The organism is Polyangium jinanense (genome assembly GCF_028435365.1).
The window spans coordinates 77,355-101,288 of record NZ_JAGTJJ010000033.1 but is presented as its reverse complement, the minus strand read 5'-3'; the positions used below and the strand labels follow the sequence as shown (position 1 = coordinate 101,288).

The window sequence follows — 23,934 nt, the reverse complement described above, 5'->3', positions numbered from 1 at the left end:
CCCGGCTGCTTCTCCGTGAATATGAACCCTCCGAGAGAGCTGTGCGCGCGTCAGAAGTCCTGCGAGTTGCCTCGGCGACTCCGACGACGCGCTGATCTCTACTTCTTCTTGCCCGCGTGATGACGCACAGGCGTCCGCACAGGCCCCTCAACTACTCCGCGGCCGACCGCTGCGCGAGGGAGTGCTCGATGGCGCTCCGGATCGCCGCGCCCAGCGGCCCCTTGATCGCCTCGCGCGCCTTCTCCCGGCCCTGGCCGAGCGTCTCGCCGCGGAAGGACAAGTACGCGCCGGTCTTCTCGACGATGCCGTGGGCGACGGCGAAGTCGAGCAGGTCCCCGGCCGCGTCGATCCCCGTTCCCCAGCGGATATCGAATTCCGCCTCCCGGAAGGGCGGCGCGCACTTGTTCTTCACGACCTTCACGCGCGTCTTCGAGCCCAGCACCTCCTCGCCGACCTTGAGCGCCCCGATGCGGCGCACGTCGAGCCGCACGCTCGCGTAGAACTTGAGCGCATTGCCTCCCGTGGTCGTCTCGGGACTGCCGAAGACGACGCCGATCTTGTGCCGGAGCTGATTGATGAAGATGAGCAGCGTCTCGGTCCGGTACGCGATGGCCGTGAGCTTGCGCAGGGCCTGGCTCATGAGCCGCGCCTGGAGGCCCATGTGCGCGTCGCCCATATCGCCCTCGATTTCGGCCTTCGGTGTCAAAGCCGCGACCGAGTCGATGACGATGATGTTGACGGCGCCGGAGCGGGTCAGCGTCTCGACGATCTCGAGCGCCTGCTCGCCGTTGTCCGGCTGCGAGATGAGCAAGCGGTTGACGTCGACGCCGATGTTGCGCGCGTAGTTCGGATCGAACGCGTGCTCGGCATCGATGAACGCCGCGATGCCCTTCGCCTTCTGAGCCTCGTAGAGCGCGTGCAGGGTGAGCGTGGTCTTGCCCGAGGACTCGGGCCCGTAGATCTCCACGATCCTGCCGCGCGGATATCCTCCGATCCCGAGCGCGGCATCGAGCGCGAGCGAGCCCGTGGGCAAAACCCGCACGCCGCGATCGGGATTGTCGTCCCCGAGGCTCATGATGGCCCCCTTGCCGTACTGTTTCTCGATGGCCTGCAGGGCGCCGCGGAGGGCGCCGTTGTTCTGCTGCATGGTCGTTGGTCCACAAAAGAAAAGCGCACCTCCCCGGGAAGGTGCGCGGGTCAAAGCTCCCAGGAGCCGCCATTCACGGCACATCCGGGCTCGGGTGCTTGTTCGTGCGATGCCCAGGAGCAGCGCCGTGGTTGTTATCCCTGCTTTTGCCCGCCGCTCGCGTGCATGGCCAGGCGCTCGCAGAGCGCCAGGGCCTCGGCAATGCGATGATCGCGACGCAGGTCGTCCAGGAGGTCGTTCACGAGGTCGAGAAGCTCGGGAGCCGCCGCGATGAGCTCGGCATCCGCCTCGATGACCTCCCCGACGAACAGTCCGTTCTGATCACGAATGATGGCCCTGCCTTCCGAGCACGAGGCGATGTGCCAGCGATCCTCCGAGGGGATGGTGGGCCTCGCCTTCATGCCCGGTTCGGTCGGAGGTCCATTATCGGCCTCCTCCGGCTCTTTGGTGTCGGTCATCAGCCGAGCCCAAAGACGGGAGCGAGGAGAACGGCCTCCGCGACGTGCGGTGCGCGGATGACCTCGCTCCCGTCGAGGTCGGCGATCGTTCGGGCCACACGGAGCACCTTGGTCCGGAGACTCGCAGACAACCCGAGCCGCTCGACGGCCTGCTCCAGGGTCCGCTTCCCCTGCGCATCAGGCGTGGCGATGCGCTCGAGGTCGCGGTCGTTCAACGCGGTGTTGAGCGAGGAGGCGACCTTCTGCCGCGCCGCCCGGGCATGCTGAATCGTTCGTGCTGCAACGACCCGGTTCCGCACCGTCTCGCTGTTCTCGCCCTTCGCCTTGCTTCCGAGCTGCGCGACGTCGACAGGCGGCACCACGATCTGCATGTCGACTCGCTCAAACAGCGGCCCGTGCACTCGCTCCCGATGACGCCGGATCTGCTCGACGGAACATGTGCACCGCCGTTTCGCGTCCCCGTAGAACCCGCAAGGGCACGCGTGCGTCGCCAGAACCAGGAGAGGACACGCCGGAAAGACCGTGCGTTTCTGCCCCCGGATGATGACCGCTTCCCCTTGGGCGAGCGTGGTCTCCAGCAGGGCGAGCGAACTCCGACGAAACTCCGGCAGCTCGTCGAGGAACAAGACGCCGCCGTGGGCGAGGGACACCTCCCCGGGACGCACGGGCTCTCCCCCGCCGACAAGTCCTGCCGGAGCCACCGAATGATGGGGCGCGCGAAACGGTCGATTCGTAGCGAGCCCCTGCTCCGAATTGAGCAATCCGGCGACGGAGTGGATGCTCGTGACTTCGAGCGCCTCGTCCACGGACATCGGTGGCAGGAGCGTGGGAATGCGGCGCGAGGCCATGGTAATCCCAGCACCGGGCGGGCCGATGAAGAGAATTGAATGCTGGCCCGCCGCCGCGATCTCGATCGCTCGCCTCGTCGATGGCATCCCGCGCATGTCTGACAGATCGAGCGCCCCGGGCTGCTTCGGTCGAAAGGGCACGCTCGCGCGCTCGAGCTCGCAGGCGCCACGCAGGTAGTCCTGCACGGCATCCAGTTTTCCCGCCACGCGTACATCGAGCTCCGACGCACTCGCTGCCTCCGCGAGGTTGGCACGGGGCACGATCGCATGCTCGATCCCCTTGCTCGCCGCACCCCGCAACGCCGGCAGCACCCCGCGAACGGGCCGCACTCCCCCCGAGAGGGACAGCTCGCCGAGCACGACGGTGCCCGGCAGCGTCTTCTTCTCGAAGGCGAGAATCACGGCCGTCGCTATGGCCAGGTCGAAGAACCCATCATTCCGAAGATCTGCGGGGGAGACCTTGACCGCGATGGTGTAGCCATCAAGGCGCACGCCGACCTGCGCGAGCGCCGAGCGGACGCGCACCTTCGTCTCGCGCAGGCTCACTTCAGCGAGACCGACGAGATCAAACAAGCTCGCGCCCGTCTCGATCGTGACGACGATGCTCACGAGCGACGCGACGAGGCCCGTGAGCGAGATGGAAAGAACCTCACTCCGGAGGCACTTCTCCGACTGGGGATGCTTCCCCATATCGACTCCCTTTGAATGAATGACTGCGAAAAGGAAGAAGCGGGCCCGGAGACACATGCCCCCGGGCCCAGTCCGATCAGAAGACGCCCGACTCCGGCCCCGTCCCCGGGTTCACCGGCTCGGCGCCCTCGGGCGGCTCCTGCCCGCCGAGCTTGCCCTTCTCGATGGCGCTCCGCAGCGCGACGGCCACGTTCGGCATGATGAGCTCCACCTCCTCGGCGAAGAACTCGCTCTCGGCCCGCGTGAGGCGCACGCCTCGCCACTCCTTGCGCCCGCGCCGTTTGTCGGCGGGCAGCTCGTCCTCGTGGATGTAGACGTGCCCGTCGCTGGCGAGCGCGAACGAGGCCATGCACTCCTCCACGCGCTCCTGCTCCTCGGTCTCCGCGTTCTTCGTGGGCGACTGCTTGGACGACATGTGTCTCCCTGAAAAAGCGAATGCGGCGCACGGAAGAACCGCACGCCGCATTGTTGTTGTTGGGTTTTCGCTCAATCCTCTTCGGGCAAGAGGATCGTGATGACCGCCTCGCCGTCGTCGCCGGGCCCGATGATGGCCTTCAGCTCGACGAGGGACGGTTCAATCGCGTCGGTGACGACATGCAATTGGTACCGGATCTCGGCTTCATCCGGCCGTTGCAGGGCGGCACAGCGGAACATCCAGAGGATGTCCCACGTCCTGCCCGTCGTGTCGTTTCCCGCCTTCTCCGCAGCCGGGGACAGCTCGACGTACCTCTCCCAGACGGAGCGCGTCAGCGCCACCGGCGCCTTGATTCCAGCCTGCTTCGCGAGCTCGGTGACGTCGATGAGCGTGCCGTCTTCAAGTGCCTGTGCGCGGCTGTATGCCGCAATCAAGACAAACTCTCCACCGACATCATCATCTTCGTCGCTCACGTTGCCCCCGCGAGCAGCGTGATGCTCGAGCCCTCGGTCATCGCCTTGTCGTTGAGCTCGGTGTATTGCGCGGACCTCTTCCGAAGCGGCGAGTCCTCCGCGATGGAGCACTCGATCGCCACCGTCCAGAGCCGCGCGCCGATGCTCGACGCCGCGTCGACCGACTTCTTCTGCTCTTCCTCGTTCCGGTCGATGCCGTCCGTGACGAGGATGATGTCGGCGCCGTGCTGGCCCTTCTGCGCGAGCGCCTTCACCTGATCCACCGCAACTCCGAGGGCCAGGCCGATCGCCGTTCCACCGCTGAGGAAGTGAAGGATCATCTTCACGATCCCCGCGCTGTCGCCCGGCTTCACGACCTGCACCACGGTTGACGTCGCGTAATGGACCACCGCCACGGGCCGATTCTCTGCCGAAGCTGCACGGGCGAGCGCCACCGCAGCGGCCTTCGCCCACTCGTTCCGCACCCCGTGCATGCTGCCGGATTCATCGAGCGCGAGCACGAGCGGCCCCTTCGACTTCTTCGTCGTCCCCCGGACCGCGTACTGCGCAGCCCGGCGAGAGGCGATTCGTTCGAGAGCCACGATCTCGATCTGCGGGTCGGTCAGGAGCACCGTCTCTGCCGGCAGAAGCCGGGCGACGTCATTGCCCTGCTCGACCGAGTACACCTCGCCCGAGACCCCGTGGACCTTGCTCGCGTGCGCGCCGCGAAGCGAGGCGAACATGCGACCAGCCAGGCGAGCAATACGCTCGACCCGATCCATATCGTCTCCCGTAGCATCCACCTGCCGGACTTGCGCCCAGGCCGCCGAGAGATCCCAGCCGAACCCGTCCGACAGGTGCTTGACCTGCTTCGCCTTCTTGTCGAACGTCGCCCACTCTTCGCGGGCAGCACTCCGCATCTCGAAGGCCGAAGCTCCTTCCGGGACATGCTTCCCCGCCTTCCACAAGAGCCCGAACGCATAGGCCGCGCCGACCTCGTCGAGGGCGAGAAAGGCCATGTACTCGGCGGGAACCGTATCCCTCACGGCCTCCGCGAAGGACCGCGTCGGCGGATCCCGCCCGAGCCCCACGATTGCATTCCAGAGATCACCGGCCTTCTCCGCGTCCTCGAAGGACGCCTCTTTGACGCAGAGATGCCGGCGCCTCGCCTGCAAAAACGTGCCCATGGCCTACGGCAGCGCGTAGCGCTTGGAGAGGTCGGCCGTGAGCGCGTCGTGGGCCTTCTTGAGCTCGTCGAGCTTCGGCTGGATGCGCGCGTGAGCGCGGCGCGACACGCCGTTCTTCAGCATGTCCTGCACGCGCTTGCCCGCCTCCGTGACCTTGTCCGCGAGCTGGGGCAATGCGGACTGATACGCGGCCGGCTCCGTCGGCCGATTCGCGTACCCGCGGAGCGCCTCGTCCACGATATCGATCGCCTGAGCGACGACGGAGCGATCGACCGTTTGCAGCACGGCGACGACACGCGCCCGATCCTCCGGCTTGTTCCAGACCCCGTACTTCAGGACGGACAGGTGGTCGAGCTCGACAGCGGGCGCATCGTCGAGCCACGCCGCGGCCTTGAGGACGCGCGTGAGCGCGATCCAGCGCCGATCCGAAAGGACGAGGCCATCCGCCTTCAGCGCCGTACGAAGCCGGAGCATCTCGTCGACGACACGCTGGGGCAATTCGAGCCGCAACACATCCTTGCACGCGGCATCCCACTCCGCGAGCCCGATCTGCGCCGCCGGCTTGTACTCCGGCGGCGCGGCGACGAGTTGCATCCACGTCGCATCGGCCTGCACGTACTCGACGACGTCGCGCAGGAGGAAACGATCGTAGATCGCCGCGAGAATCTCCTCCTCGGGCAGCTCGTTCGACGCGCCGACGAGGAGCCGCAGGGGAATCGACTGCCCCTTGTACAGCCGCTCGTTCATGGCGGACAGGAACGCATTGAGCACGCTGTCCGAGCCCTTGAACACCTCGTCGAGGAAGGCGCACTCGACGGCCGCGAGACGGCCATCCAAGTTCCTCTCCCAGAGGTCGTTCTTGAGCGCGGAGAGCTTCACGGGCCCGAAGTACTCGTCCTCGGTCCCAAACTTCGTGACGAGCGTCTGGAACTTCCGCGCGTCCGTGAACGACGCGAGGAACCCAAAGAAGAGCGCGCTCTTCGCCGTGCCCGGAGGCCCGACGAGCAGCGCGTGGCTCTGCGCGAGCGCGGCGAGCAAGATGCACTCGATCGCGTCCTCGCGCTCCCGAAAGACCGCGTTGAGCCCATCACGCACGGTGCGGAACCGCGCGCGGACGGAGCCCATGTCGATGGAACCGTTCTTTTTCATGTTGTGGAAATCCGCGACTGGTTGAAGCCGCGGCGGAGCCCCGCCCCGGTGTCACCCGAGACGGGGCCGGTTTGTCGTGCAATCAGTCGTTCACGGCGATGGAGAACGACGGCCCGCTGCTCCCACCGCCCGAGAGCTGGCGCTGGAAGCTGTCCTGGAGCTCCTTCACCCTGGTGGTGATCTTGTCGGAGACCCCTGCGAGCACGCCGCGGTAGAGCTCGGCCTTGGCGACGAGCTCGTTGCAGAACTGCACACGCCGCGTGAGCGCGTCCTGCCGCATGCCGTCGGTCTTGGCCTTTTCGAGATCCGTGAGGAGCTCGGCGATGTCGGACTCGAGCGCGCTCTGCGCCGCGGACTTCGCGACGGCGAGGTTGTCCGGCGCGTCGTGCATCTCGATGGTGAGGGGCTCGACGCGCAGCTCCTCGAGCGCGGGCTTGAGGCGCTTCCACGTGCCGCAGGACGGCGGCGGAAGCAGGTAGAGGCCCCCGCGGTTGCGGATGGGCACACCCGAGAGGGCCTTCACGATGGCGACGAGGACATTCGAGATGTCCCGCGTCTCGCAATGCGTGACGAGGTGATTCGCGTGCGCGGCGATGTTCTCGGCATGCGCGAGGGCCGCCTCGAGCCCCGCACCTCCCTCGGGCGGCAGGGAGACGATGCGGTTGCCGCCCGAATCGACGCGGCACCGCGCGCCGCAGACGACGTTGTCGCCCTTCTCGCCGTCGATCTTGTTCTGGAGGTACACCCCGAACGACGCGGGCGTGTCGACGTTCGGGCGGGAGAACGGCCGGACGAGGATGTTCGCCGGCCGCTTGACCTCGCCGGCAGCGCGGGAGAGCGCCGTGGCGGGATCCATGTCCACGATGAGATGCTCGAATTTCTCGGGCTCGAGGAGCTTCCGAGCATCCTCGCGGGAGACATTGATGCGCTCCGTGTTCCATCCGACGATGTCGCCGATATGGCGACCTCCGGCGGCGGCGACACGGCGCTGGGACCGGGAAAGGGTCGAAGCAGCGCTGCTGGTCATGGGTTGTCCGGTGAGAGGACGCAATGCATTGCAAGCATGCCGTCCGAAGAGAGGGCACCGCAGACGTCGTTCGTCACGGTGATACATTGCCGCCAATCGCTACGCGAAGAGCGTCATGTTCACGACTTCATCGCCCAGCGAGACCGGACGCCGTGGTGGCCGCTGCGCCCAGTGCACGCTCGGCCGCTGCACGGGCGGTGTGAGATACACGTGCAGCCCGTACGCGATGTCGCGCGCGGGGACGTGCTGCGAAAGGAAGTTCAGGCCACCCCGCCCATTCTTCCAGCGAAAGTGAAGCCCCTCGGCATCGACCCAGGTGGCAAGGTCGTCGTGCCGGGAAAGCGCTTCACCCGCGCTCCACAACGTATGGCGCAGCATGCGGACCTCGAAGGCACGTCCGCCGTGAAACGCGATGAACTTGTGCCCCACATCCGCAAGAATGGCACCGAAAAGAATACTCGGGTCGAGGTGCGCCCGTCCCTCGTGCCACACGGCGGTGCGAGCGAGATGCTCGGCGGCGGAGCAGGCGATATGGGCCGCCCGCTCCGCGCGCCTGGCTTCCTGCGCTTCTGCTCGCCTGTGAAGCAGGGCCTCGAGCTTCGGCCCCACTTCACGGTCGGGTTTGCCGACGAGTTGCTCGAGAGCCTCGCGCTCGACCCCGAGGAGAACGGCCACGTGCTCGGACGTCTCCTCGAGGTATCGGCTGAGGCTCTTCGTATTGGGCTCCGCGATCCTGAGCGCGCACCGCAGCTCTTCGAGGCTGCTACGCCGCGGCATGGAGCGGCTCGTGCGGCTCCGGCAGCACGGGCTCGGGCCGATCGAAGTCGGGCGACGGCCCCGGCGCCTGGTCGGGCGCCCGCTTCGACTGCGTGGCGAGGCTCTTGAAGAGCTCCATGTCGGGCGAGTTGTTTTTGGCCGCCCGAGCGATTCGCCGGGCGGCGGTGTACGGGTTCATGGAACGCGGCACGCGCAGCTCCGTGATGCCGAGCGAGAGGAACATCCGCCGCTCGGCGAGGGTGGAGTAGCGAAGCGTGCGGCCGTTGACGCGCATGGGAATCTCCTTTCCGGAAACAGAAGGGCGCCCCGGAGCACGTCATTACGTGCCAGCGGGACGCCCTGGTCGACGGACGATGAACGCTTTCAGCGATCCCACAACCTGCTGGGCCTCCAGGCCGGCGGCGGATCCTCCTCGTCTTCGTCGAAGAGATGGCGCTGATGGGGAGGCGGGTACTGGTTGGGGTATTGGGGCGGACCGTATCGAGGCGCGTGCCGTGTCGGTGCATGCCGGAACGCCAGCATGGCCACGGGCCGGTTTCGCTCGACGAACACGACGCCGGTGAACATGGCCCCGTCCTCGCTGACGAGCTCGACGCCGGGAGGCGGACGTGCCGCCTCCCGGAGCCATTCGAGCGTCTCATCGGCGACGGGGGCGATGTCCTTGAGGCGGCGCCGCAGCTCGTCGAACAGCGCCTCGCCGAGGATGTCGGCTACGAATTGGAGGGCCAGATGGCCTCGGTCACGACCGCGAGCACGACACCGGCCACGAGGGCGGCGGCGCCTTTTTTCGCCGAATCATTGGCCATGACGCGCTTGATGAACGAGGCGCCGGGGTTCTCGGGGTTCGTCGGGGCGGCGTTGGGCGTGATGGGCATGGGTTCTCCTGTATACCTTTCGGATTGAATCGGGACGAGGTGGCTCCTCAGCCCAGGCAGATGGTGATGATCTGCGCGACCAGGGTGATGACGGCCGCTGCGATGCGAAGCGCCTTGCTGACCGCCTTGGGATCGCGAAGGAAGCGGGAGAGACGAGACATCACGGTGACCTCCAGGGTTGAGGGGTTCCTCATGATTCTTATCTCCGCACTATCGCAATTATTGCGAGCTCGATTGGCTCGTCCATTGGTTCGCGACGAACGAGCTGAATCGTCCCGATGCAACCACGATTACGTGGTCTATGAGCGGCATTCCGAGCAGGTCTGCGGATTCCTGCATGCGCCGGGTAAGAGCGATGTCCTCGAGTGAGGGGTCCGGATTACCGCTCGGATGGTTGTGGACCAGGACGAACCCGGACGCGGCGAGCTCGAGGCCGGCCCGAAGGATGTCAGAAGGCCGAACGGCGAGCGCGTGGAGGCCGCCTCGTGCGATGAGCCGCGCACCGCGCAAGGCGCCCTGACCGCTGAGCGCGAGGAGGTGCATCTCCTCGTGCGCGAGGTGTCCGAGCCGCGGGTGGGCCCAGGCGACGACCTCCAGACAGGAGAGAATGCGAGGTGCGTCTGTACCTTCGATGAGGCGGCGGTGGCCGAGCTCGAAGGCGGCGAGGATGCGGATGGCTTCGTCGGGGGCGAGGGCGAGGCGCTCGGTCAGCGCTTCGGGGGAGAGGCGGGCGAGAGCGGCGAGGCTGCCGAGGGATTCGAGGAGATGGGCTGCGACGCCGGGGCGTCCGAGCACGTGGTCGATCAGGTTCTCGGTGGTGGACTGCTCGATGTTGATGATGGAAGCGGTGAGAGAAGCGTCAGGCGAGCCTGTCACGGATGCAGGGCCTCCTTTTCGATGCCGTGGCTCTTATCTCCGAGCGTGCACGAGTTTTTCCGAGGACGGATCGAGCGGGAGGTTTCGCGCGCTTGAAGGCAAATACGCTGCTCATTCCCGGGGGTCGACGTTAGTCGGACCTGTGAGCAGCGAAGAACACGGAATGGCCACCTCCTCCGCGCGGGCAGGAGCGCGCGTTCAGGCGACCGTCAGAAGAACCGGTACAAGCACGTAGGGAGCACCACTTGGCACGAGAAGGCGAGTGGCTAAGCTGCCGCCGATCAGGCCAAGAGGAGAAGGTGATGCCGAGGAACAGCGCTGCCGCCGAGGTGGAGACCACCGTCGACGAACAAGCACACGCCGAGGAGATGGCCCCCGAGTTGCGCGATCGATGCGACAAGGTCCGAAAGGAGCTTGCCAAGTCAGGTCCGCGCGACACCCGCGCCCGGCACCAGCTCGGGGAGCTGGTCAAGGACGCGACGGCGGACGCAGGGAAGTACGGCAAGAAGGCCGTGGCCCAGATCGCGGCCTCCCTCGGCTACGATGAGAAGACGCTGTACCGATATGCGCAGGTCGCCAAGGCTTGGTCCCGAGACGAGCTCAACGAACTGCTGACGCAGTCCTCCCCGAAGACCGACATGCCGATCGGCTTCTCGCACCTGCTTGAGATCGCAGTCCTCGACGACAAGCGGAAGCGCAGGAAGTACGTCAACCAGGTGCTCAAGGAGGGGCTGTCGGTGCGGGAGCTTAAGAGCCGCATCGCGGCTGAGTTCGCGCCGGGCGGTGAAGAGCCGGAGATCAACACGGCGAAGACCCTGAGTGGCATGCGCTCCGCGTCCAAGAACTGGCTCGGGCACGTTCGCGACTGGGAGGAGCGTCTTCTCCCCGCGCTGAAAGAGGCCCCGCCTCCCCCAGAGGCCCGTGCGAAGTTCGCGGAGATGCTCGAGCAGCAACGTGAGCTCGTGAAGCGGCTCCAGAACGTCAACGAGAGGCTCGACTCCTGGCTCGGCGCACCGCCCGCCTCGGTGGAGCGACCGGCGCTCGAGGACGTGCAGGAGGACGAGCTGGACGAGGACGACGAGGCGGAGGCCAGCGGGGATGCAGAGGCTCACGACCACGCCCAGGCCAACGAGGAGGAGGACGAGGCCGAGGAAGAAGCGGCCGCGCCCGAGCAGGCAAGGACCGCGTAGGCAGGGGAGAAGATAGTCGCGACGTCGCGACTTTGTTGACCGGCAATTCCCGGGCAAGGCCGGTGGCTGCGTGCACGACAGGGCACGGGGAGCACGCCGATCCAGTGATGCGACGACACCGTCCACCCGATCATAGGCTATGACCGTGCGAGCTCTGGGCCCGCAGCGCAAGAGTTGCTACGTCGGCATTCCCCACGAGTGCAAGCGAGGCAAACCCCGGTTTCGCCCCCGTGCTCGAGGAGATGACGCGGTTCGAGGGGCGCGTGGCGAAGGCTGCGCGACGGCCGGATCTTCGTGGCCGACGCAGGATCGACAAGCCCTGGCTCGACGGCTCGCCGAGGCTGATTCTCGTATCCGACATGTCTGATGCCCTCTCGAACTCCGTTTCGTTCAAGTACCTCGAGCAGGAGATCATCCTACCCGTGACGAGCCCGCAGGGCTGGCAGCACCACTGGCCCTGGCTCACGAAGCGGCCTCACCGCATGGCTGAATTCTCTGAGTGGGGGCGTCGCGTGGCCACGGAACCTCTGGGCGGGGACGAGCGTCACGTCGGCGGTGATGATCGGGCGCATCGAACCGCTGCTCCGGGTCGGTGACACGAACACGCTACGCTTTCTGCCGGTCGAGCTGCAGGTTGAGGCGATCGACCTTGGGGAGTGGTTGCCGCAGATCGACTTGGTGATCCAGGGCGGCGAGTCGGGCAAGGACGCGCGCCCGTTCGACGTCGAGGTGCCCGCGGGCTGCGCGATGCGTGTCGTGCCGCGGGCGTGCCGTACTTCCTAAAGCAGCTCGCTCGGTGCCCGTGGTCGAAGGGTAGGCCCAGAAGCTCAAGGATCGGTACGGCGGGGATTGGTCGGAGTGGCCCGAGGATCTGCACGTGAGGCACGTGCCTACGGTGCGCGCGGTGAGGGCGCGGCTACGGCCTGAGGTCCTGCAGGAAGCCCAGTGTAGGCTTGCACAGCGAGGGAGTGGCGCCTAGCCTCTGGCACGACGGGGACAGTGGTCCTGACATCCTCCTGCCCATGGGAAGCTTTAATCAGCGATACGACTGGAAGCGATTCTGGTGCCCCCGCGAAGGACGGCTGTGGGTCGACGCGGAAGGGTACCTCCTCGACCCCGATGGGGAAACGACCTGGTACGCAAAGGGGGATACCGTCCCCTTTCCGGTAGCCTTCGAGGCCATAAAGGCAAAGCCCTGTCTCCTCCTTTTGGGCGAGCCGGGCATTGGCAAGACCGACGCGATGGAGGTCGAACGCGACAACGCAGCGGCATCTCTGCCCCCGGGAGAAGTGCTCCTTGCGATCGACTGTCGAATCGACCGCGACTTGAAGGCAGACCTTTTTGATAACCCGAAGTTCATGGGATGGCTCGAAGGAAAGCACACGCTTCACCTCTTCATCGACAGCCTCGATGAGCATCCCGATGTCGACGCTGCCTCCCAGATCGTCGGCAAGCTGCGTCGCGGCCCCATCGAGCGGCTCCGCCTTTGCATCGCGTGCCGTACGGCCGAGGTTCCGCTGGTCTTGGAACCGAGGCTCGATCAGCTTTGGGGAAAAGATGCTGCGGGAAAAAGCTGCGTCGCGGTCTACGAGCTCGCCCCGCTGCGTAAGAGAGACGTGGCGCTGGCGGCACACACCGCCGGATTGGACGCGGATGCGTTTCTTTCAGAGGTTGCAGGCCGTGGTGCCACCGCCCTAGCGATCAAGCCGGTCACCCTCGAATTTCTACTGCGCCGCTTTCGCGCCCAGGGCGCTCTGCCGAAGACACGGTGGGAGATCTACGAGCTTGGTTGCCACATCCTCTGCGACGAACCGAGCCTAAGTCGCCGCGATCATGAGGACACGGGCAGCCTGGACAAGACATCGCGCATGGTCGTTGCATCCCGTATTGCCGCCGCCTGCGTGTTGGGGAACCGATCCAGGATTTTCCTCGATTCGGACCCTGGCGACCTTCCCCAAGACGCATTGCTTGCGGAACGCCTGAAAGGCATGAGTGAGCGCGCTGGTGAGGAGATGATACGGGTCGACGCAGCGGCGGTGCAAGAAACTTTGAAGATGACCCAGCTCTTCACCGAACGCGGCCAGAGCCGCCTTCTCGGCTGGGCACACCAGACGTATGCGGAGTTTCTCACAGCTCGATTCCTGTGCGAACGTGGTTTTCGCCTGGAAGACCTTGCGGACATCCTGTACCCGTCGGGGGGGCACGTGCAGATCGTGCCGGCGCTGCGCGAGGTCGCGGCCTGGATGGCGAGCGTGGACGTGGACATGTTCCGCAAGCTCGTCAAGGACGATCCCCGGACGCTTTTGCAGAGCGACGTGGCCATGGTGGATGACGTCGAGCGGGAAAAGCTCGTGGCTGCGCTGCTCGAGCGCTTTACGAACCGCTCACTGATCGATCTGGACGTAGGCGGCGAGCTGGTCTACCGCAGGCTCTGGCATCCAGGGCTGAAGGAGCAGCTTGAGCCGTGGATCCGGGGCAAGGAAAACGATTGGATGGCTCGACGAGCCGCGATCGACATCGCGGAGGCGTGTAGAGTGCATGCGCTCCAGGATGCGCTTGCCGATGTCGCGCTCGATCCCGCTGACGACGTGAACACGCGTGTGCAAGCGGCGCAGGCCGTCACGAAGATCGGGGATGATCAGACGCGGTTGCGCCTTCTACCGCTGGCTCAGGGACAGGCTGGCTCGGATCCCAACGACGAACTCAAGGGCTATGCGCTCACGGCACTCTGGCCTAAACAAATGGCGGCGAAAGATATGTTTCAATGTCTGGCACGATCGCCAAACATTGGTCATCTTGGGGCATACTTTTTATTTGTCGACCGCACCCTAAAATCGTGGACCGCCTTTTCCAACCCAGAACTTGTAGAGGGGCTTCGGTGGGCAGCGTTGCGGCCTGCGATCGATCCCATCGAACCGTTTGCGGATCTAATCGAGCACCTCATGCGGAGGGCCTGGGAGCGCGGAGATGACCCGGCGATCCTAGATGCTCTCGTCCGCTTGGCGAGCGTTCGCCTTCCTCGAAACGAGGACTTGTTTCTCCATGCGCGCGTCACACCGGAGGAACGGCAGCAAACAACCGGAAACATCGTCGCGCGACGCGAGCGGTTTATCGAGAGATTCTTGCAGCTCGCGGCGCCGCTCAAAAACGAGCCCTGGCGCTTCGAGATGCAAGGGCTGCTTTCTGCGAACGACATCCCGTGGATGGTACAAAAGCTCGATGCGCTAGAGAATTCTTCGGTGCGTCAGCGATGGGTTCAACTCATCGACCACGCGCTTGGGCACTGGGTGCCTTCATTCGATGCCATCGACGCCATTGCCGACGCAATGCCGCGGCACGCCGAGTTAAGGGAGGCGTTTCGAAGACTTGAGCCCATCGAACTCGGATCGGAGCGTGAAGCGGAGCTGCGCAAGGAACACGCAAAGTACCAGGAGCAAGTAGCCGAAATCGCCCGTAGACGAGCAGCGCGCCAGGAGCGCCTTGTGGACCCACCGCCGGCGGTACGCGTCCTGCGTTGCCTCGAACGATTCGAGCAAGGCGACATGAATGCGTTTTGGCAAATGCAGAAGGAGATGTCGCTGCGGCCGACGAGTATCGGCTACGAAGACCACCGCTTTACGGACCTTACCAAATCTCCTGGTTGGCAAGATGCCGATCAAGGAATCCGTGAGCGCATACTCGCCGCGGCTAAACACTACATCATGACGCATGATCCAAAGCCGGAAAAATGGCTGGGGAAACGCGTGTATTACTGGCCGGCGATCGGCGGCTACCGGGGTCTCTTCCTCCTTTGGACGCTCGCGACCGGATGGGTGGAGGCGCTCCCGTCCCCCGTCTGGCAACGATGGGCGCCCGTAGCCCTTGGCTACCCGCCTGAATTTCACGAACATCCGACAACGGAACTCCACCGACAGCTCGTCGGCCTCACGTATCGCCATGCACCCAACGAAACCCTCGCGGCGCTGGATGTTCTTTTCGACGAAGAGAGTCGAAGAGGCAATGAGGTATTCGTCACCCGAGAGCTTGCCCATTGCTGGGACGCACGCCTCGGCTCGTTCCTGTTCATGAAGGTGCAGGATTCTGGCCTCAAGCCGGAGGTTTTCGGTTCCTTACTGGGCGATCTTCTACATCATCATGTCGCGGCTGCGAGAGAATACGCCGCATCCCTCCTGACCCTCCCCCTTCCGAAGAAAGGAAAGGCAAGGAAGCGCGCTCGGCTGGCCGCTCAGGAGCTCTTCCGGCAAGTGGAGGACGCCGGTTGGCCGATCCTAGAGCCCGTGTTTCGGGACGATCCAGTATTTGGGTACAAGGTGGTGCTCGGTGCCGCGTCGCGAATGGACACACGACGCGATTCGCGCTGGCAGGGTCTCTCGGAAAACCAACTCGCGGATCTCTTCTTGTGGATGGAGGAGCAGTTTCCCCACGAAGGAGACCGTAACCGATTCACGGGCAAAATGCAGACCGTTACTTCACGCGACAGCGCTGCCGAGGTTCGCAATGCCCTGCTAACAGTTGTGACCCAGCGTGGAACGAAAGCCTCCGTCGAGGCCCTCCGGCGCATCGAGCAAGCGCTACCCGGACAAGACTGGATTAAATTCATGCGCATTCGAGCCGAGGAGCAAACGCTGGCGGGGGCGCGGAGGCTCTTGTCGCCCGAGGAGGTGATCGCCCTACGACCTCGCGCAATGACAGGCCCGAGTGCACACAATACAAGGACTATGAACGAAGGAACGACGAATACCAAGCGGCTTGTCGAACGATGTGACGTCCTGCTCATGACAGTGACAGAGGTCGAAACCCGGGCCGTCCTCGATGCTGCCCGCGTAACGACGGGACGTGGCCCTATTTTGAGATTCGGGACCAGGACCTACCGTGATTTCGGGGAGATCGGGGGAGCGCGTGTCTTGCTCGTGAGTACCGTGCAGGCTGGCTCTGAGACACCAGGAGGCTCCATGTCTACCGCCTACAACGCAATCAGCGAGGTAGCGCCACAGGCAATCATCATGGTGGGCATTGCGTTTGGCGTGGATCCAGAAAAGCAACCCATCGGGCAGGTGCTCTACTCCCTGCAACTGCAACCCTACGGTCCTACACGCATGGGCACCGACAAAGATACCGGGGCGCTACACATCACTCCCCGTGGTGATAGGGCGACCGCGACCCCGTGGCTGCTCGATCGATTCCATGCTGCGAAGCAATACTGGAACCAGGGCGGATCTGTGGGGTGCGACGCGTGCCTTCTGCTTTCGGGTCCGTCACTCATTGACAATATCGATTACCGCGACACACTGCGAACGCTTTTCCCCGAAGCCAAGGGGGGCGAAATGGAGGGCGCAGGGCTGTACGGGGCCGCGATGGAGAAGAAAGTCGACTGGGTCGTCGTCAAGGCGATTTGTGACTATGCCGATGGCAACAAGCACGAGAAGAAATCCGAACGACAAGCCCTGGCGGCAGAGCGCGCGGCCTCGTTCGTGTTCCACGCGCTAGGTCTTGGTGCCTTCGCTCCGCGTGAGAACTAATTCGAGGGATCCGGTATCGGTCCCATATCGTTGCATGAACAGTAACGGCCGTGGCTGTCGCCCACAGGCTTGGCCGCCGCTGGATCGGGATCGACATCACGCACCTCGCGATCGACCTCGTGAAGCACCGGCTGCTGGCGGCGTTCGGGGCCGGTGCGGAGTTCGACGTGGTCGGCGAGCCGAATACGGTGGAAGACGCGCGGCAGCTCGCGTGCGACAACTGGCACCAGTTCGAGTGGTGGATTTTCGGGCGCGTTGGCGCGCGTCGGGCCGAGAAGAAGCACGGGCTCGACAAGGGGATCGACGGGCGCCTCTTCTTTCATGATGAACCGGGGCGCGGGGGAAGGACGAAGCAGATCGTCATCTCGGCGAAGGCCGGCAAGGTCATGCCCATGCACGTGCGCGAGCTGCGCGGCGTGCTCGAGCGGGAGCAAGCAGAGATCGGTGCGCTACTCACGATGAACGCGCCGACGCGCGAGATGGAGAAGGAGGCCGCGACGGACGGCTTCTACGACTCGCCATGGGGCGGCACCCGTGGATCCAAATCCTGACGGTGGAGCAGCTCCTCGCAGGCAGGGGCATCGACTACCCGGCGCCGCTGTCGAGCAACGTGACGATCAAGCGAGCTCCACCCGCGGCACGTCCGAGAGGGGAGACGCTGCCGTTGCCGGGGTTCGAGACCCCGCCGGTGGCACAGCATGCGCCTGAGACGGCTTCCTAGACGATTTTGCCTCTCCCGGGTGTGGCGACGGCAAAGCCTCGTGTGCAGCGGAAGCTCGCGAAGACGCGGTCCGACGTACCCGAAGCAGCGGGTACAGTGAAGCGCGGAAGGTGATCGCGGCACTTCATCTCGGCGCATGCGCATGCGCCGAGGACCCTTCCGTGTCCCAGCGCCCCCTGCTAGCCTGCACTGGGATTACATCCATGGCTACCAGACGGAACCCAGACGCCAAGCTCGAGGGGCAACTTGACCTGTTTGCTCCCAGGCCAGCGCCGGCAGCGATCGAACCTCCTGCGGCGGACCCGGGCGAGCCATCCTCCGGCCGGAGCACGCCTGCCGATCCGAGGTCGCTGATCCTCCCAGTGACGCCACCAGTTCTTCACTCGCCCGCCCGCCGACCGTCCGTGGTTCCACGCCAGGCGAGTGGCATTCCGTATCAGATCCTGTACGCGATGCGGAAGGCTCTCGAGCTCCGGCCCGATGAAGAGCTAGGGATGGAGCACCTAGACGATGTGAGTATCAGCGGCCTCGAAGGGAATGTCCTCATCCAGGTGAAGAATGAAGCCAAACCTCTAGGTGACCTGAATGTAGGATTCTGGAACACGCTCGCCAACTGGGCAAGCGTGTCGGATGACGATAGTATTCGCGAATTCGTTTTCGCTACAACAGCCGCGCAGATTGTTGGAAATATACCAAGGGCGCTCTCCATCGAGGGCTCGAGCCCGAGACTCAAGTACTTTCGCCGGCACCTAGATCCGCTTTCCTCCGAGGACACGAGTGTCAACGATGACATCGAAATCGTGAAGGCGCTCCCTGATGCTCGTCTTTGTCACCTGCTCGAAAGAATGCGCATCGAGCAGCCGGGAAGCGCAAAGGCACTCCTGGCGAAGACCAAAAACGCGCTTCGATGGGACAAGGTGTTTCCCGAACGCGCCCTCGCCTCGGCGGCCCGGGAGTTCGGAGGCTGGTTTCACCTGACAGTGCTGGAGGCATTGGACAACAAGCGGGGGGCGCGAATTCACGCGGGGGAGGTGCTCGATAGGCTCGAGAAGATTCGAAATCGATTCGCTGGGGAAGGACGGGTCTATCAATTTGGCAACGCGGCGGTGAGCCAGGACGAGCGCGCCGCATGTCACGACCGACTCTTCGTTCAGCAGTTGAAGTCAATCGAACTTCCTACCATGGCGCTTGATGATGCCCTGGTCGATTTTCTACGTGAGCAGCGGGAACGGGCCGAGTGGGCGCACGATCTCACCGTGCTTCGTGAGGATCTGGCACGGTTTGACGATGAACTTCTCGATCGCTGGCGGCACAATCATAGAGATGTCGCGCAGCGGAGATCGCAGGTTGATGAAAAGTGGAACGGCCGACAGCTTTACGATGATCTCATGGATAAGCCCCCTCCCGAACTGGGTAGGGAAGTGCCACCCCAGTATGTCTACCGCGGCTCCTATCATCGCCTCGCCGACGCCCCGCGTATCGGCTGGCACCCACGATGGGAAGAAATGTTTGGTGCGCTCAGCGACGATGAACATGTAACGGCGCCCGACTCGGAGCCGAGCGATGAGTAGCGGAACTGCCCAATTCGATCGCCTGCTCAACCCCGGGTTTTGCGGCATCCTCGCGTCCGCTCTCGTCGAAGGCTCCTCCCCGGGACGGTGTGGCCTTCCGTTGGTCTCCGTTTATCTGGCGATGCCCATGATTCTTCATCGAAGGACAGTCGAGCGCATCTCGCAGTCATCCTCGCGTGGCCTAGCGGAATTCGTGCATCGCCACCCGCATGTGCTCGTCGGGCTCGACCGTCGAGTCGCAATGACCAGCGCCAATACCCGAGCCGGCCTGGCGGTTGCTCTCCGACGAGGCGCTCTTCTGTTCGATCGGGAAACCAGGGAGCTTTTGGCCACGGACACCATCAAGATGGCGCGAGCACGTCTCCGGGAGGTTTTTTCCCCTGATGACGAAAGCCGGGTGCAGGCATGTCTGATGCTCGGAAACTGGATCGGACACATGACGGTTGCGTTCATGTGCGACGTGCTTTGCGTGCGACCGGCCTGGGGCCTGACCAATGAAGGGCGCGGTCATCTGCCGACGACATCCGAGGTTGAAACCGACCTATGAAGCCGTTCCTCAAAGAAATCGTCATCCTGGGACGCAATGGAAAACTGCGGCGGATTGAATTTGGTCCCGGCGTCAACATCATCACGGGGGTCGGCTCCAAGGGGAAGTCCGCCATCCTCCACATCTTCGAGTATTGTCTCGGCGCGACCACATGTCGAATCCCGCTCGGTAAAGTCCGCGATTTCGCGGCATGGTTCTTCCTCGTCCTGTATGTACGCGATGTTCCCGTGATCATCGGGCGTCGGGCTCCCCCGGCCACCGGTCAGGCATCGGATGAAGCCTACTTCGACGCGAACGCGCACCCGAGCATCCCGCCCTCGGTGGAAGCGAATGCCTCGATCAAGACCGCGTGTGCCTGGCTCGCGAAGCATCTGAACTTGCCGCAACCCGCTTTCCGCTTTGGAACAGACGAGGTTGTACACGGGCATGTCGAAACAAGCGATCTTCTTCCCCTGCTCCTTCAGCCGCAGAGCATCATCGCCACAGAAGAGCTATTTCTCCGAACCGGCCGCTTGCTCGACAAGGAGCGCTGGGCGGAAATAGTAAAAATCGCGCTAGGCATCATCAGTCCCGAGTTGCTGGCCCTCCGGGCCCAACGCGCTCGGCTCCAGAAGGACAAAGATGCGGCAGAGAAGCGACGTCGGGAATACGAACGCGAGCATAAGGCTGTTTTGCAGCGGGCGCAGCTCGTTTGGCAGAGAGGCAGCTTCGGCGGGGTGGTCCCGGACAAGCACCTCCAATCGATGGATGACGTGAGAGTCGAGGTTGGGCGCTTGCAGGAAGGAGCGACTGTCGAGTTCCAGAGCGGCGCGTCCAATCAGACGCGGTTCGCTGAACTGGAAACGCAATCGCAAAGCGCACGCCGAGAAATCAATCGGATCGAGTCGGAGCTGAAGCAGATCGCACGGCTACGCAGCGCTTCCCGCGATGTCCAACAGTCGCTGGACAAGCAGTCGACTAGACTTCGGGTCGTGGATCTCCTTGGGGCTCCATTGCATGAGGAAATACCTTGTCCCTTGTGTGGATCGAAGCTTGGGCCGAGCACCGAGGACACCCTCGCCGAATTGAGGGCGAGCCTGGACGAGGACTTGGCGTACGTGCGCAATATACCTCCCGAGCTCGACGCTGCGGAGAAGAAGCTGCACCAGCAGCTCGAGAAGGAGAGCGCAAGGTTACAAGATATCGATACCCAGCTGCGCGCTCTCCAACAACAAGGAATCGCGCCAACGCTGACGGAGGAGCGCGTTCAGCGAGAGCGCTTCATCGGAGCCATTATGCAACACGTCGAATGGGCACCAACAAAGAGTGCAGCTGACTCTGAGGTCGATGTGCTACGAATGCGGGCACAGATCGACGAAATCGATAAAAAGATACACGAGACGGCAACCGAGCGTAGCGAAGTGGACGTTGCCCAGAGCCTCTGTGCGCGGGTGACCAAGCTGGCAGGAGAATTCGAGCGCCTCCAGCTCGGGGACGGTGTCCTCGCCTTCGATCCAACATACTCTACCATCCAGCGGGTGAACGGTAGCGTAAGGGAATCACTGCCGGTCCTAGGAGGAGCGGAGAGCTTCGTCATGTACCACCTCTGCGCCCTGCTCGGCCTGCACGAGCAATTCCTCGAGGGCAGTTTCGTGCCGCCCCTACTGATGATCGATCAACCAAGCCAAACGTATTTTCCCACGGAGAGCGACAAGAAGGAGACGGACCGGAAGGCGGTCAAAGCGATCTACGACTTGCTTTTCCGCGTCGCCGAACGTCACAAGGATCGGCTCCAGATCATCGCCCTCGACCACGCCGACTTCAGCTCGGAAGACGGCCGTTTCCACGCGGCGCGGAAGTACGATTGGCACGGGGAGGACGGTCTGATTGAGGAGGATTGAATCCGCCGCGTAGCAGCCCGGGACGCCTCACGCCAGCGCGTACGTCGGCTGTGGTTGCTGCTCTTGCTCCACCATCGCGAGCGTCTTCCTGTACTCCTCCGCTTCGGCAGTCATGACGATCTCGACCTCGGCTTTATGGTGGTTGCGAACGAGTTCGACGATCTCTTCGATCCTCACCTTGAAGAACTCCTTCTTCTCGTTCACGCGATTCACGCGCCGATGGTTGAACGCGCGGTGCAGCGTGTTCTCGAGTGCGGGGGCGTCCTCGGTGTAGATGATCGCGTGCACGTCGAACTCGAACGGCACTGACGCGTCGCCGAGCTCCTTCACCCGGTCCATGGGGTCGAGCCGGCGGGTCATGCCGATCTTATACACTTGCTCGCCGAACGACCCGATGTTCGAGATGATGTAGACGTGCCCCGAGCGCGTCTGCTGCGCCCGTGAGAGCGCGCGCTCCTTGTTCGTATGCGCCTCCGCGAGCTTCTTCTCGAGCTCCGCGATCTGGGCCAGTAGCTTCTGCTGCTTGTTGCCATCAGCCCGCGCCGCATCTTCTTGGGCCTTGCGAAGTGCGTCGGCGTAGCGCTTCTCCTCCTTCTCGGCGTCCTGGCGGGCCTTCTCGATCTCCCGTAGCGCCTGCTCCTCCTCGCGCATCTGTTCGCGGATCCGTCGCTGCTCTTCCTTCTCCTCCTGAACCTTCTCCTCGTACTCATGCACGAGATAGAGCTCGTCGAGCTTCAGCTTCAGGTACGTGGCCGTGATGGTGCACTGCTGGATCTCCGCGAGGCCGTTGATGGCCTCGCGAGCCTTCTGGATGCGCGCTTCCATCACATGGATGTTGTTGTACTTGACCTTCGCGACAGCCGCGTCGCACTCGCCGTTGAAGGCGCGCAGCATGAGCTTCAGCGTCTGGTTGATCTGCTTCTTTCCCTCGGCGACGCTGCCGTTGACGGTCCACTCGATCGCGCAGGTGGCAGCCTTCTTGTCCTTGATCATCTGCTTCTGGCGCTCGCGGATCTCCTCGAGCTTCGTCTGGTAGCGCTCGGAGGAGGAGAAGTTGTACCGCGGCTTGTAGAAGCCGAACGACTGGAGGTGCGCCTCCTCGTCGAGCGCGGAGAGCTCGGCGCGCACCCGGTTGACCTGCATCTGGAGGCCCTGCAGGTCCGTGGCGGCCGTGGCGTGCTGGCGCTGGGTTTGCTGTAGCGCCTGCTCGTGCTGGGCGCGGATGTGCCCGACCTCGTTGAGGACGCGCTGCCGCTCGGCGTCGGCGTCGACGACGCCTTGGAAGCGCGCCTTGATGGCTTCGTGCTCGCGAGACAGGCCCTTGTGATCGGCCTGAAGCTTGCCGAAGCGCTGCAGGAGAACGGCGAGTGCTGCGAGAACAACGACGAGAAGGATGACGAGCGCGGTCATGAGGATCCCCCCACCCAGCCACGATGTCGCGACCCAGAAAGTGCGGAAGACCGCAGGTTACAACCCGACGCTCCGGCAGAACAGCGGGCATATGAATCACAGGCGGCAGAGGCGGAAGCTCTGGCGCGCGGCCCTTCCTGGCAGGGCGGCAGGCGCAGTACGTTGGCGAGATGCCGCGCTACTGGGTCATGCGGGTCGATCACCGGGGAGCAAAGGACTTCCTCTGGAACGAGCTGAAGGCGGGCCGCCTCCGCCAGGGCTGGGGCTATCGCGAGGACCAGAACCTCGAAACGATCGCCGCCCGCAAGAGGAAGGACGCGGGCATCACCGACGAGCAGCAGGCCGCTTGGCGTGGGAACCGCCGGATGCTCGGAGCCGAGCCCGACAGCATCCAGAAGGGCGACGTTATCCTCGTCGCGCACCTCCCCAATGACCGGCACTGGTCAATCGTGCGCGTGGTGGGTCCGTACCGCTTCCAGATCCCCAAGGCGCCGAAGGACTACGGGCACATCCTGCCCGTCGAGCTGCTCTCGGAGGAGCGCCCCGTCGGCTTCCAGGCGAGAGGGGTTGCGGCCGGGCTGCGGCAGACGATGCGCAACTTGTCGCGCCTCTGGAACATCGACCACCTCGGGGAGCACGTCGAGCAGATCCTGAAGGGTCTTCAGGAGCCCACCAGTCCGGGTGGCAACGATGAAGGGGATCGGCTTGAAGCGCTCCTTGGGGAGCTCGAGGTCGCCGGCTGGGAGCGGTTCAAGTTCCACTTTCAGAGGGCCGAGTTCGAGGCCCCCTGCGTGCGGCTCCTCGAAACGCTCTACGGCGAGGGGAACGTCGAGCACACGGGGGGCAAGAACGAGAATGGTGCCGACGCGATCTGCACGTATCGCGATCCTCTCGGGGTGCCCCACCGGGTCGCTGTGCAAATCAAGATGTGGTCGTGGGACACCGACTGGACGCGACCGCTCCAGCAGATCAAGAAGGCGTGCCAGTCGTACGAGGGGATCACGTCAGGGGTGATCCTTTCGACGTCGGAGCGCGTCACGCCGGACTTCGAGGCAGCGCGCATGAAGCTCCAGAAGGAGCTTGGGCTTCCTGTGCGAGTCGTCCTTCGGCGGGAGCTGCTCCGGCTCTTCATCCAGCACCTGCCGAAGCTCGTCTCCATAGAGGCCGAGCCCGAGCCAGACCGGTAGAAACCCGT

Annotated in this window: 22 protein-coding genes; 8 read left to right on the top strand and 14 right to left on the bottom strand. The window is 64.1% G+C overall.

Going from position 1 to position 23,934, the window contains the following annotated elements; translation table 11 throughout:
- Positions 1 to 151: 151 nt before the first annotated feature.
- The 13 genes from recA to KEG57_RS55815 form a co-directional block, all read right to left on the bottom strand.
- Positions 152 to 1,147 carry a recombinase RecA gene (gene recA, locus KEG57_RS36120; protein ID WP_272421413.1) on the bottom strand — a complete coding sequence of 332 codons (996 nt, stop codon included), beginning with the start codon at positions 1,145 to 1,147 and terminating at the stop codon, positions 152 to 154.
- A 134-nt stretch (positions 1,148 to 1,281) separates the two neighbouring features.
- Positions 1,282 to 1,605: a hypothetical protein gene (locus KEG57_RS36115; RefSeq protein WP_272459317.1), complete on the bottom strand. Its 324-nt coding sequence runs from the start codon at positions 1,603 to 1,605 to the stop codon at positions 1,282 to 1,284.
- Entirely contained in the window at positions 1,605 to 3,143 is a 1,539-nt protein-coding gene (locus KEG57_RS36110; RefSeq protein WP_272459316.1) for a YifB family Mg chelatase-like AAA ATPase, read from the bottom strand. The genes KEG57_RS36115 and KEG57_RS36110 overlap by 1 nt, the downstream gene beginning before the upstream one ends.
- 76 nt (positions 3,144 to 3,219) lie before the next feature.
- Complete coding sequence (locus KEG57_RS36105; RefSeq protein ID WP_272459315.1) at positions 3,220 to 3,558, bottom strand: hypothetical protein; 339 nt, start codon at positions 3,556 to 3,558, stop codon at positions 3,220 to 3,222.
- 71 nt (positions 3,559 to 3,629) lie between these two features.
- Positions 3,630 to 4,031: a DUF6573 family protein gene (locus tag KEG57_RS36100; RefSeq protein WP_272459314.1), complete on the bottom strand. Its 402-nt coding sequence runs from the start codon at positions 4,029 to 4,031 to the stop codon at positions 3,630 to 3,632.
- Entirely contained in the window at positions 4,028 to 5,197 is a 1,170-nt protein-coding gene (locus KEG57_RS36095) for a vWA domain-containing protein (RefSeq protein ID WP_272459313.1), read from the bottom strand. The genes KEG57_RS36100 and KEG57_RS36095 overlap by 4 nt, the downstream gene beginning before the upstream one ends.
- A gap of 3 nt (positions 5,198 to 5,200) precedes the next feature.
- The gene (locus KEG57_RS36090) at positions 5,201 to 6,346 is read right to left on the bottom strand and encodes an AAA family ATPase (RefSeq protein ID WP_272459312.1); all 1,146 of its coding nucleotides are present in this window, start codon (positions 6,344 to 6,346) and stop codon (positions 5,201 to 5,203) included.
- A gap of 82 nt (positions 6,347 to 6,428) precedes the next feature.
- A complete protein-coding gene (locus tag KEG57_RS36085) occupies positions 6,429 to 7,373 on the bottom strand; it encodes a DUF6744 family protein (protein ID WP_272459310.1) in 945 nt (314 codons plus the stop codon).
- A 99-nt stretch (positions 7,374 to 7,472) separates the two neighbouring features.
- A complete protein-coding gene (locus KEG57_RS36080) occupies positions 7,473 to 8,048 on the bottom strand; it encodes a hypothetical protein (RefSeq protein WP_272459309.1) in 576 nt (191 codons plus the stop codon).
- An 88-nt stretch (positions 8,049 to 8,136) separates the two neighbouring features.
- Complete coding sequence (locus KEG57_RS36075; protein WP_272459308.1) at positions 8,137 to 8,424, bottom strand: hypothetical protein; 288 nt, start codon at positions 8,422 to 8,424, stop codon at positions 8,137 to 8,139.
- An 89-nt stretch (positions 8,425 to 8,513) separates the two neighbouring features.
- The gene (locus tag KEG57_RS36070; protein WP_272459307.1) at positions 8,514 to 8,717 is read right to left on the bottom strand and encodes a hypothetical protein; all 204 of its coding nucleotides are present in this window, start codon (positions 8,715 to 8,717) and stop codon (positions 8,514 to 8,516) included.
- A 143-nt stretch (positions 8,718 to 8,860) separates the two neighbouring features.
- A complete protein-coding gene (locus tag KEG57_RS36065) occupies positions 8,861 to 9,025 on the bottom strand; it encodes a hypothetical protein (protein ID WP_271916077.1) in 165 nt (54 codons plus the stop codon).
- 219 nt (positions 9,026 to 9,244) lie between these two features.
- Complete coding sequence (locus tag KEG57_RS55815; RefSeq protein WP_272459306.1) at positions 9,245 to 9,901, bottom strand: JAB domain-containing protein; 657 nt, start codon at positions 9,899 to 9,901, stop codon at positions 9,245 to 9,247.
- Between the two features lie 302 nt (positions 9,902 to 10,203).
- Between KEG57_RS55815 and KEG57_RS36055 the strand changes: the two genes are divergently transcribed.
- From KEG57_RS36055 to KEG57_RS36025, 7 genes are all read left to right on the top strand, one after another.
- Positions 10,204 to 11,091, top strand: a complete 888-nt coding sequence (locus tag KEG57_RS36055; protein ID WP_272459304.1) for a hypothetical protein — start codon at positions 10,204 to 10,206, stop codon at positions 11,089 to 11,091.
- Positions 11,092 to 11,577: 486 nt separating this feature from the next.
- Positions 11,578 to 11,874: a DUF5131 family protein gene (locus tag KEG57_RS36050; protein WP_308215660.1), complete on the top strand. Its 297-nt coding sequence runs from the start codon at positions 11,578 to 11,580 to the stop codon at positions 11,872 to 11,874.
- A gap of 239 nt (positions 11,875 to 12,113) precedes the next feature.
- A complete protein-coding gene (locus tag KEG57_RS36045; RefSeq protein WP_272459303.1) occupies positions 12,114 to 16,610 on the top strand; it encodes a 5'-methylthioadenosine/S-adenosylhomocysteine nucleosidase family protein in 4,497 nt (1,498 codons plus the stop codon).
- A 50-nt stretch (positions 16,611 to 16,660) separates the two neighbouring features.
- On the top strand, positions 16,661 to 17,161 hold the full coding sequence (locus KEG57_RS36040) for a restriction endonuclease (protein ID WP_272459302.1): 501 nt from the start codon (positions 16,661 to 16,663) through the stop codon (positions 17,159 to 17,161).
- Positions 17,162 to 17,825: 664 nt separating this feature from the next.
- The gene (locus KEG57_RS36035) at positions 17,826 to 18,902 is read left to right on the top strand and encodes an ABC-three component system protein (RefSeq protein WP_272459301.1); all 1,077 of its coding nucleotides are present in this window, start codon (positions 17,826 to 17,828) and stop codon (positions 18,900 to 18,902) included.
- Positions 18,895 to 19,449: a three component ABC system middle component gene (locus KEG57_RS36030; protein WP_272459299.1), complete on the top strand. Its 555-nt coding sequence runs from the start codon at positions 18,895 to 18,897 to the stop codon at positions 19,447 to 19,449. The genes KEG57_RS36035 and KEG57_RS36030 overlap by 8 nt, the downstream gene beginning before the upstream one ends.
- Complete coding sequence (locus KEG57_RS36025) at positions 19,446 to 21,329, top strand: DUF3732 domain-containing protein (RefSeq protein WP_272459298.1); 1,884 nt, start codon at positions 19,446 to 19,448, stop codon at positions 21,327 to 21,329. Before KEG57_RS36030 ends, KEG57_RS36025 begins: the two co-directional genes overlap by 4 nt.
- 27 nt (positions 21,330 to 21,356) lie before the next feature.
- Here the strand turns inward: KEG57_RS36025 and KEG57_RS36020 are convergent, their stop codons facing one another.
- The gene (locus KEG57_RS36020; RefSeq protein WP_272459297.1) at positions 21,357 to 22,739 is read right to left on the bottom strand and encodes an SNIPE associated domain-containing protein; all 1,383 of its coding nucleotides are present in this window, start codon (positions 22,737 to 22,739) and stop codon (positions 21,357 to 21,359) included.
- A gap of 170 nt (positions 22,740 to 22,909) precedes the next feature.
- Between KEG57_RS36020 and KEG57_RS36015 the strand changes: the two genes are divergently transcribed.
- Positions 22,910 to 23,926, top strand: a complete 1,017-nt coding sequence (locus KEG57_RS36015) for a restriction endonuclease (protein ID WP_272459296.1) — start codon at positions 22,910 to 22,912, stop codon at positions 23,924 to 23,926.
- The last annotated feature ends 8 nt before the right edge of the window (positions 23,927 to 23,934 follow it).

Coding starts and splice junctions, on each gene's coding strand:
- KEG57_RS36025 (WP_272459298.1), top strand. CDS start 19,446: ATGAAGCCGTTCCTCAAAGAAATCGTCATCCTGGGACGCAATGGAAAA.
- KEG57_RS36085 (WP_272459310.1), bottom strand. CDS start 7,373: ATGACCAGCAGCGCTGCTTCGACCCTTTCCCGGTCCCAGCGCCGTGTC.
- KEG57_RS36070 (WP_272459307.1), bottom strand. CDS start 8,717: ATGTTCACCGGCGTCGTGTTCGTCGAGCGAAACCGGCCCGTGGCCATG.
- KEG57_RS36015 (WP_272459296.1), top strand. CDS start 22,910: ATGCCGCGCTACTGGGTCATGCGGGTCGATCACCGGGGAGCAAAGGAC.
- recA (WP_272421413.1), bottom strand. CDS start 1,147: ATGCAGCAGAACAACGGCGCCCTCCGCGGCGCCCTGCAGGCCATCGAG.
- KEG57_RS36105 (WP_272459315.1), bottom strand. CDS start 3,558: ATGTCGTCCAAGCAGTCGCCCACGAAGAACGCGGAGACCGAGGAGCAG.
- KEG57_RS36030 (WP_272459299.1), top strand. CDS start 18,895: ATGAGTAGCGGAACTGCCCAATTCGATCGCCTGCTCAACCCCGGGTTT.
- KEG57_RS36110 (WP_272459316.1), bottom strand. CDS start 3,143: ATGGGGAAGCATCCCCAGTCGGAGAAGTGCCTCCGGAGTGAGGTTCTT.
- KEG57_RS36095 (WP_272459313.1), bottom strand. CDS start 5,197: ATGGGCACGTTTTTGCAGGCGAGGCGCCGGCATCTCTGCGTCAAAGAG.
- KEG57_RS36090 (WP_272459312.1), bottom strand. CDS start 6,346: ATGAAAAAGAACGGTTCCATCGACATGGGCTCCGTCCGCGCGCGGTTC.
- KEG57_RS36115 (WP_272459317.1), bottom strand. CDS start 1,605: ATGACCGACACCAAAGAGCCGGAGGAGGCCGATAATGGACCTCCGACC.
- KEG57_RS36055 (WP_272459304.1), top strand. CDS start 10,204: ATGCCGAGGAACAGCGCTGCCGCCGAGGTGGAGACCACCGTCGACGAA.
- KEG57_RS36020 (WP_272459297.1), bottom strand. CDS start 22,739: ATGACCGCGCTCGTCATCCTTCTCGTCGTTGTTCTCGCAGCACTCGCC.
- KEG57_RS36075 (WP_272459308.1), bottom strand. CDS start 8,424: ATGCGCGTCAACGGCCGCACGCTTCGCTACTCCACCCTCGCCGAGCGG.
- KEG57_RS36035 (WP_272459301.1), top strand. CDS start 17,826: ATGGAGCACCTAGACGATGTGAGTATCAGCGGCCTCGAAGGGAATGTC.
- KEG57_RS36065 (WP_271916077.1), bottom strand. CDS start 9,025: ATGCCCATCACGCCCAACGCCGCCCCGACGAACCCCGAGAACCCCGGC.
- KEG57_RS36045 (WP_272459303.1), top strand. CDS start 12,114: ATGGGAAGCTTTAATCAGCGATACGACTGGAAGCGATTCTGGTGCCCC.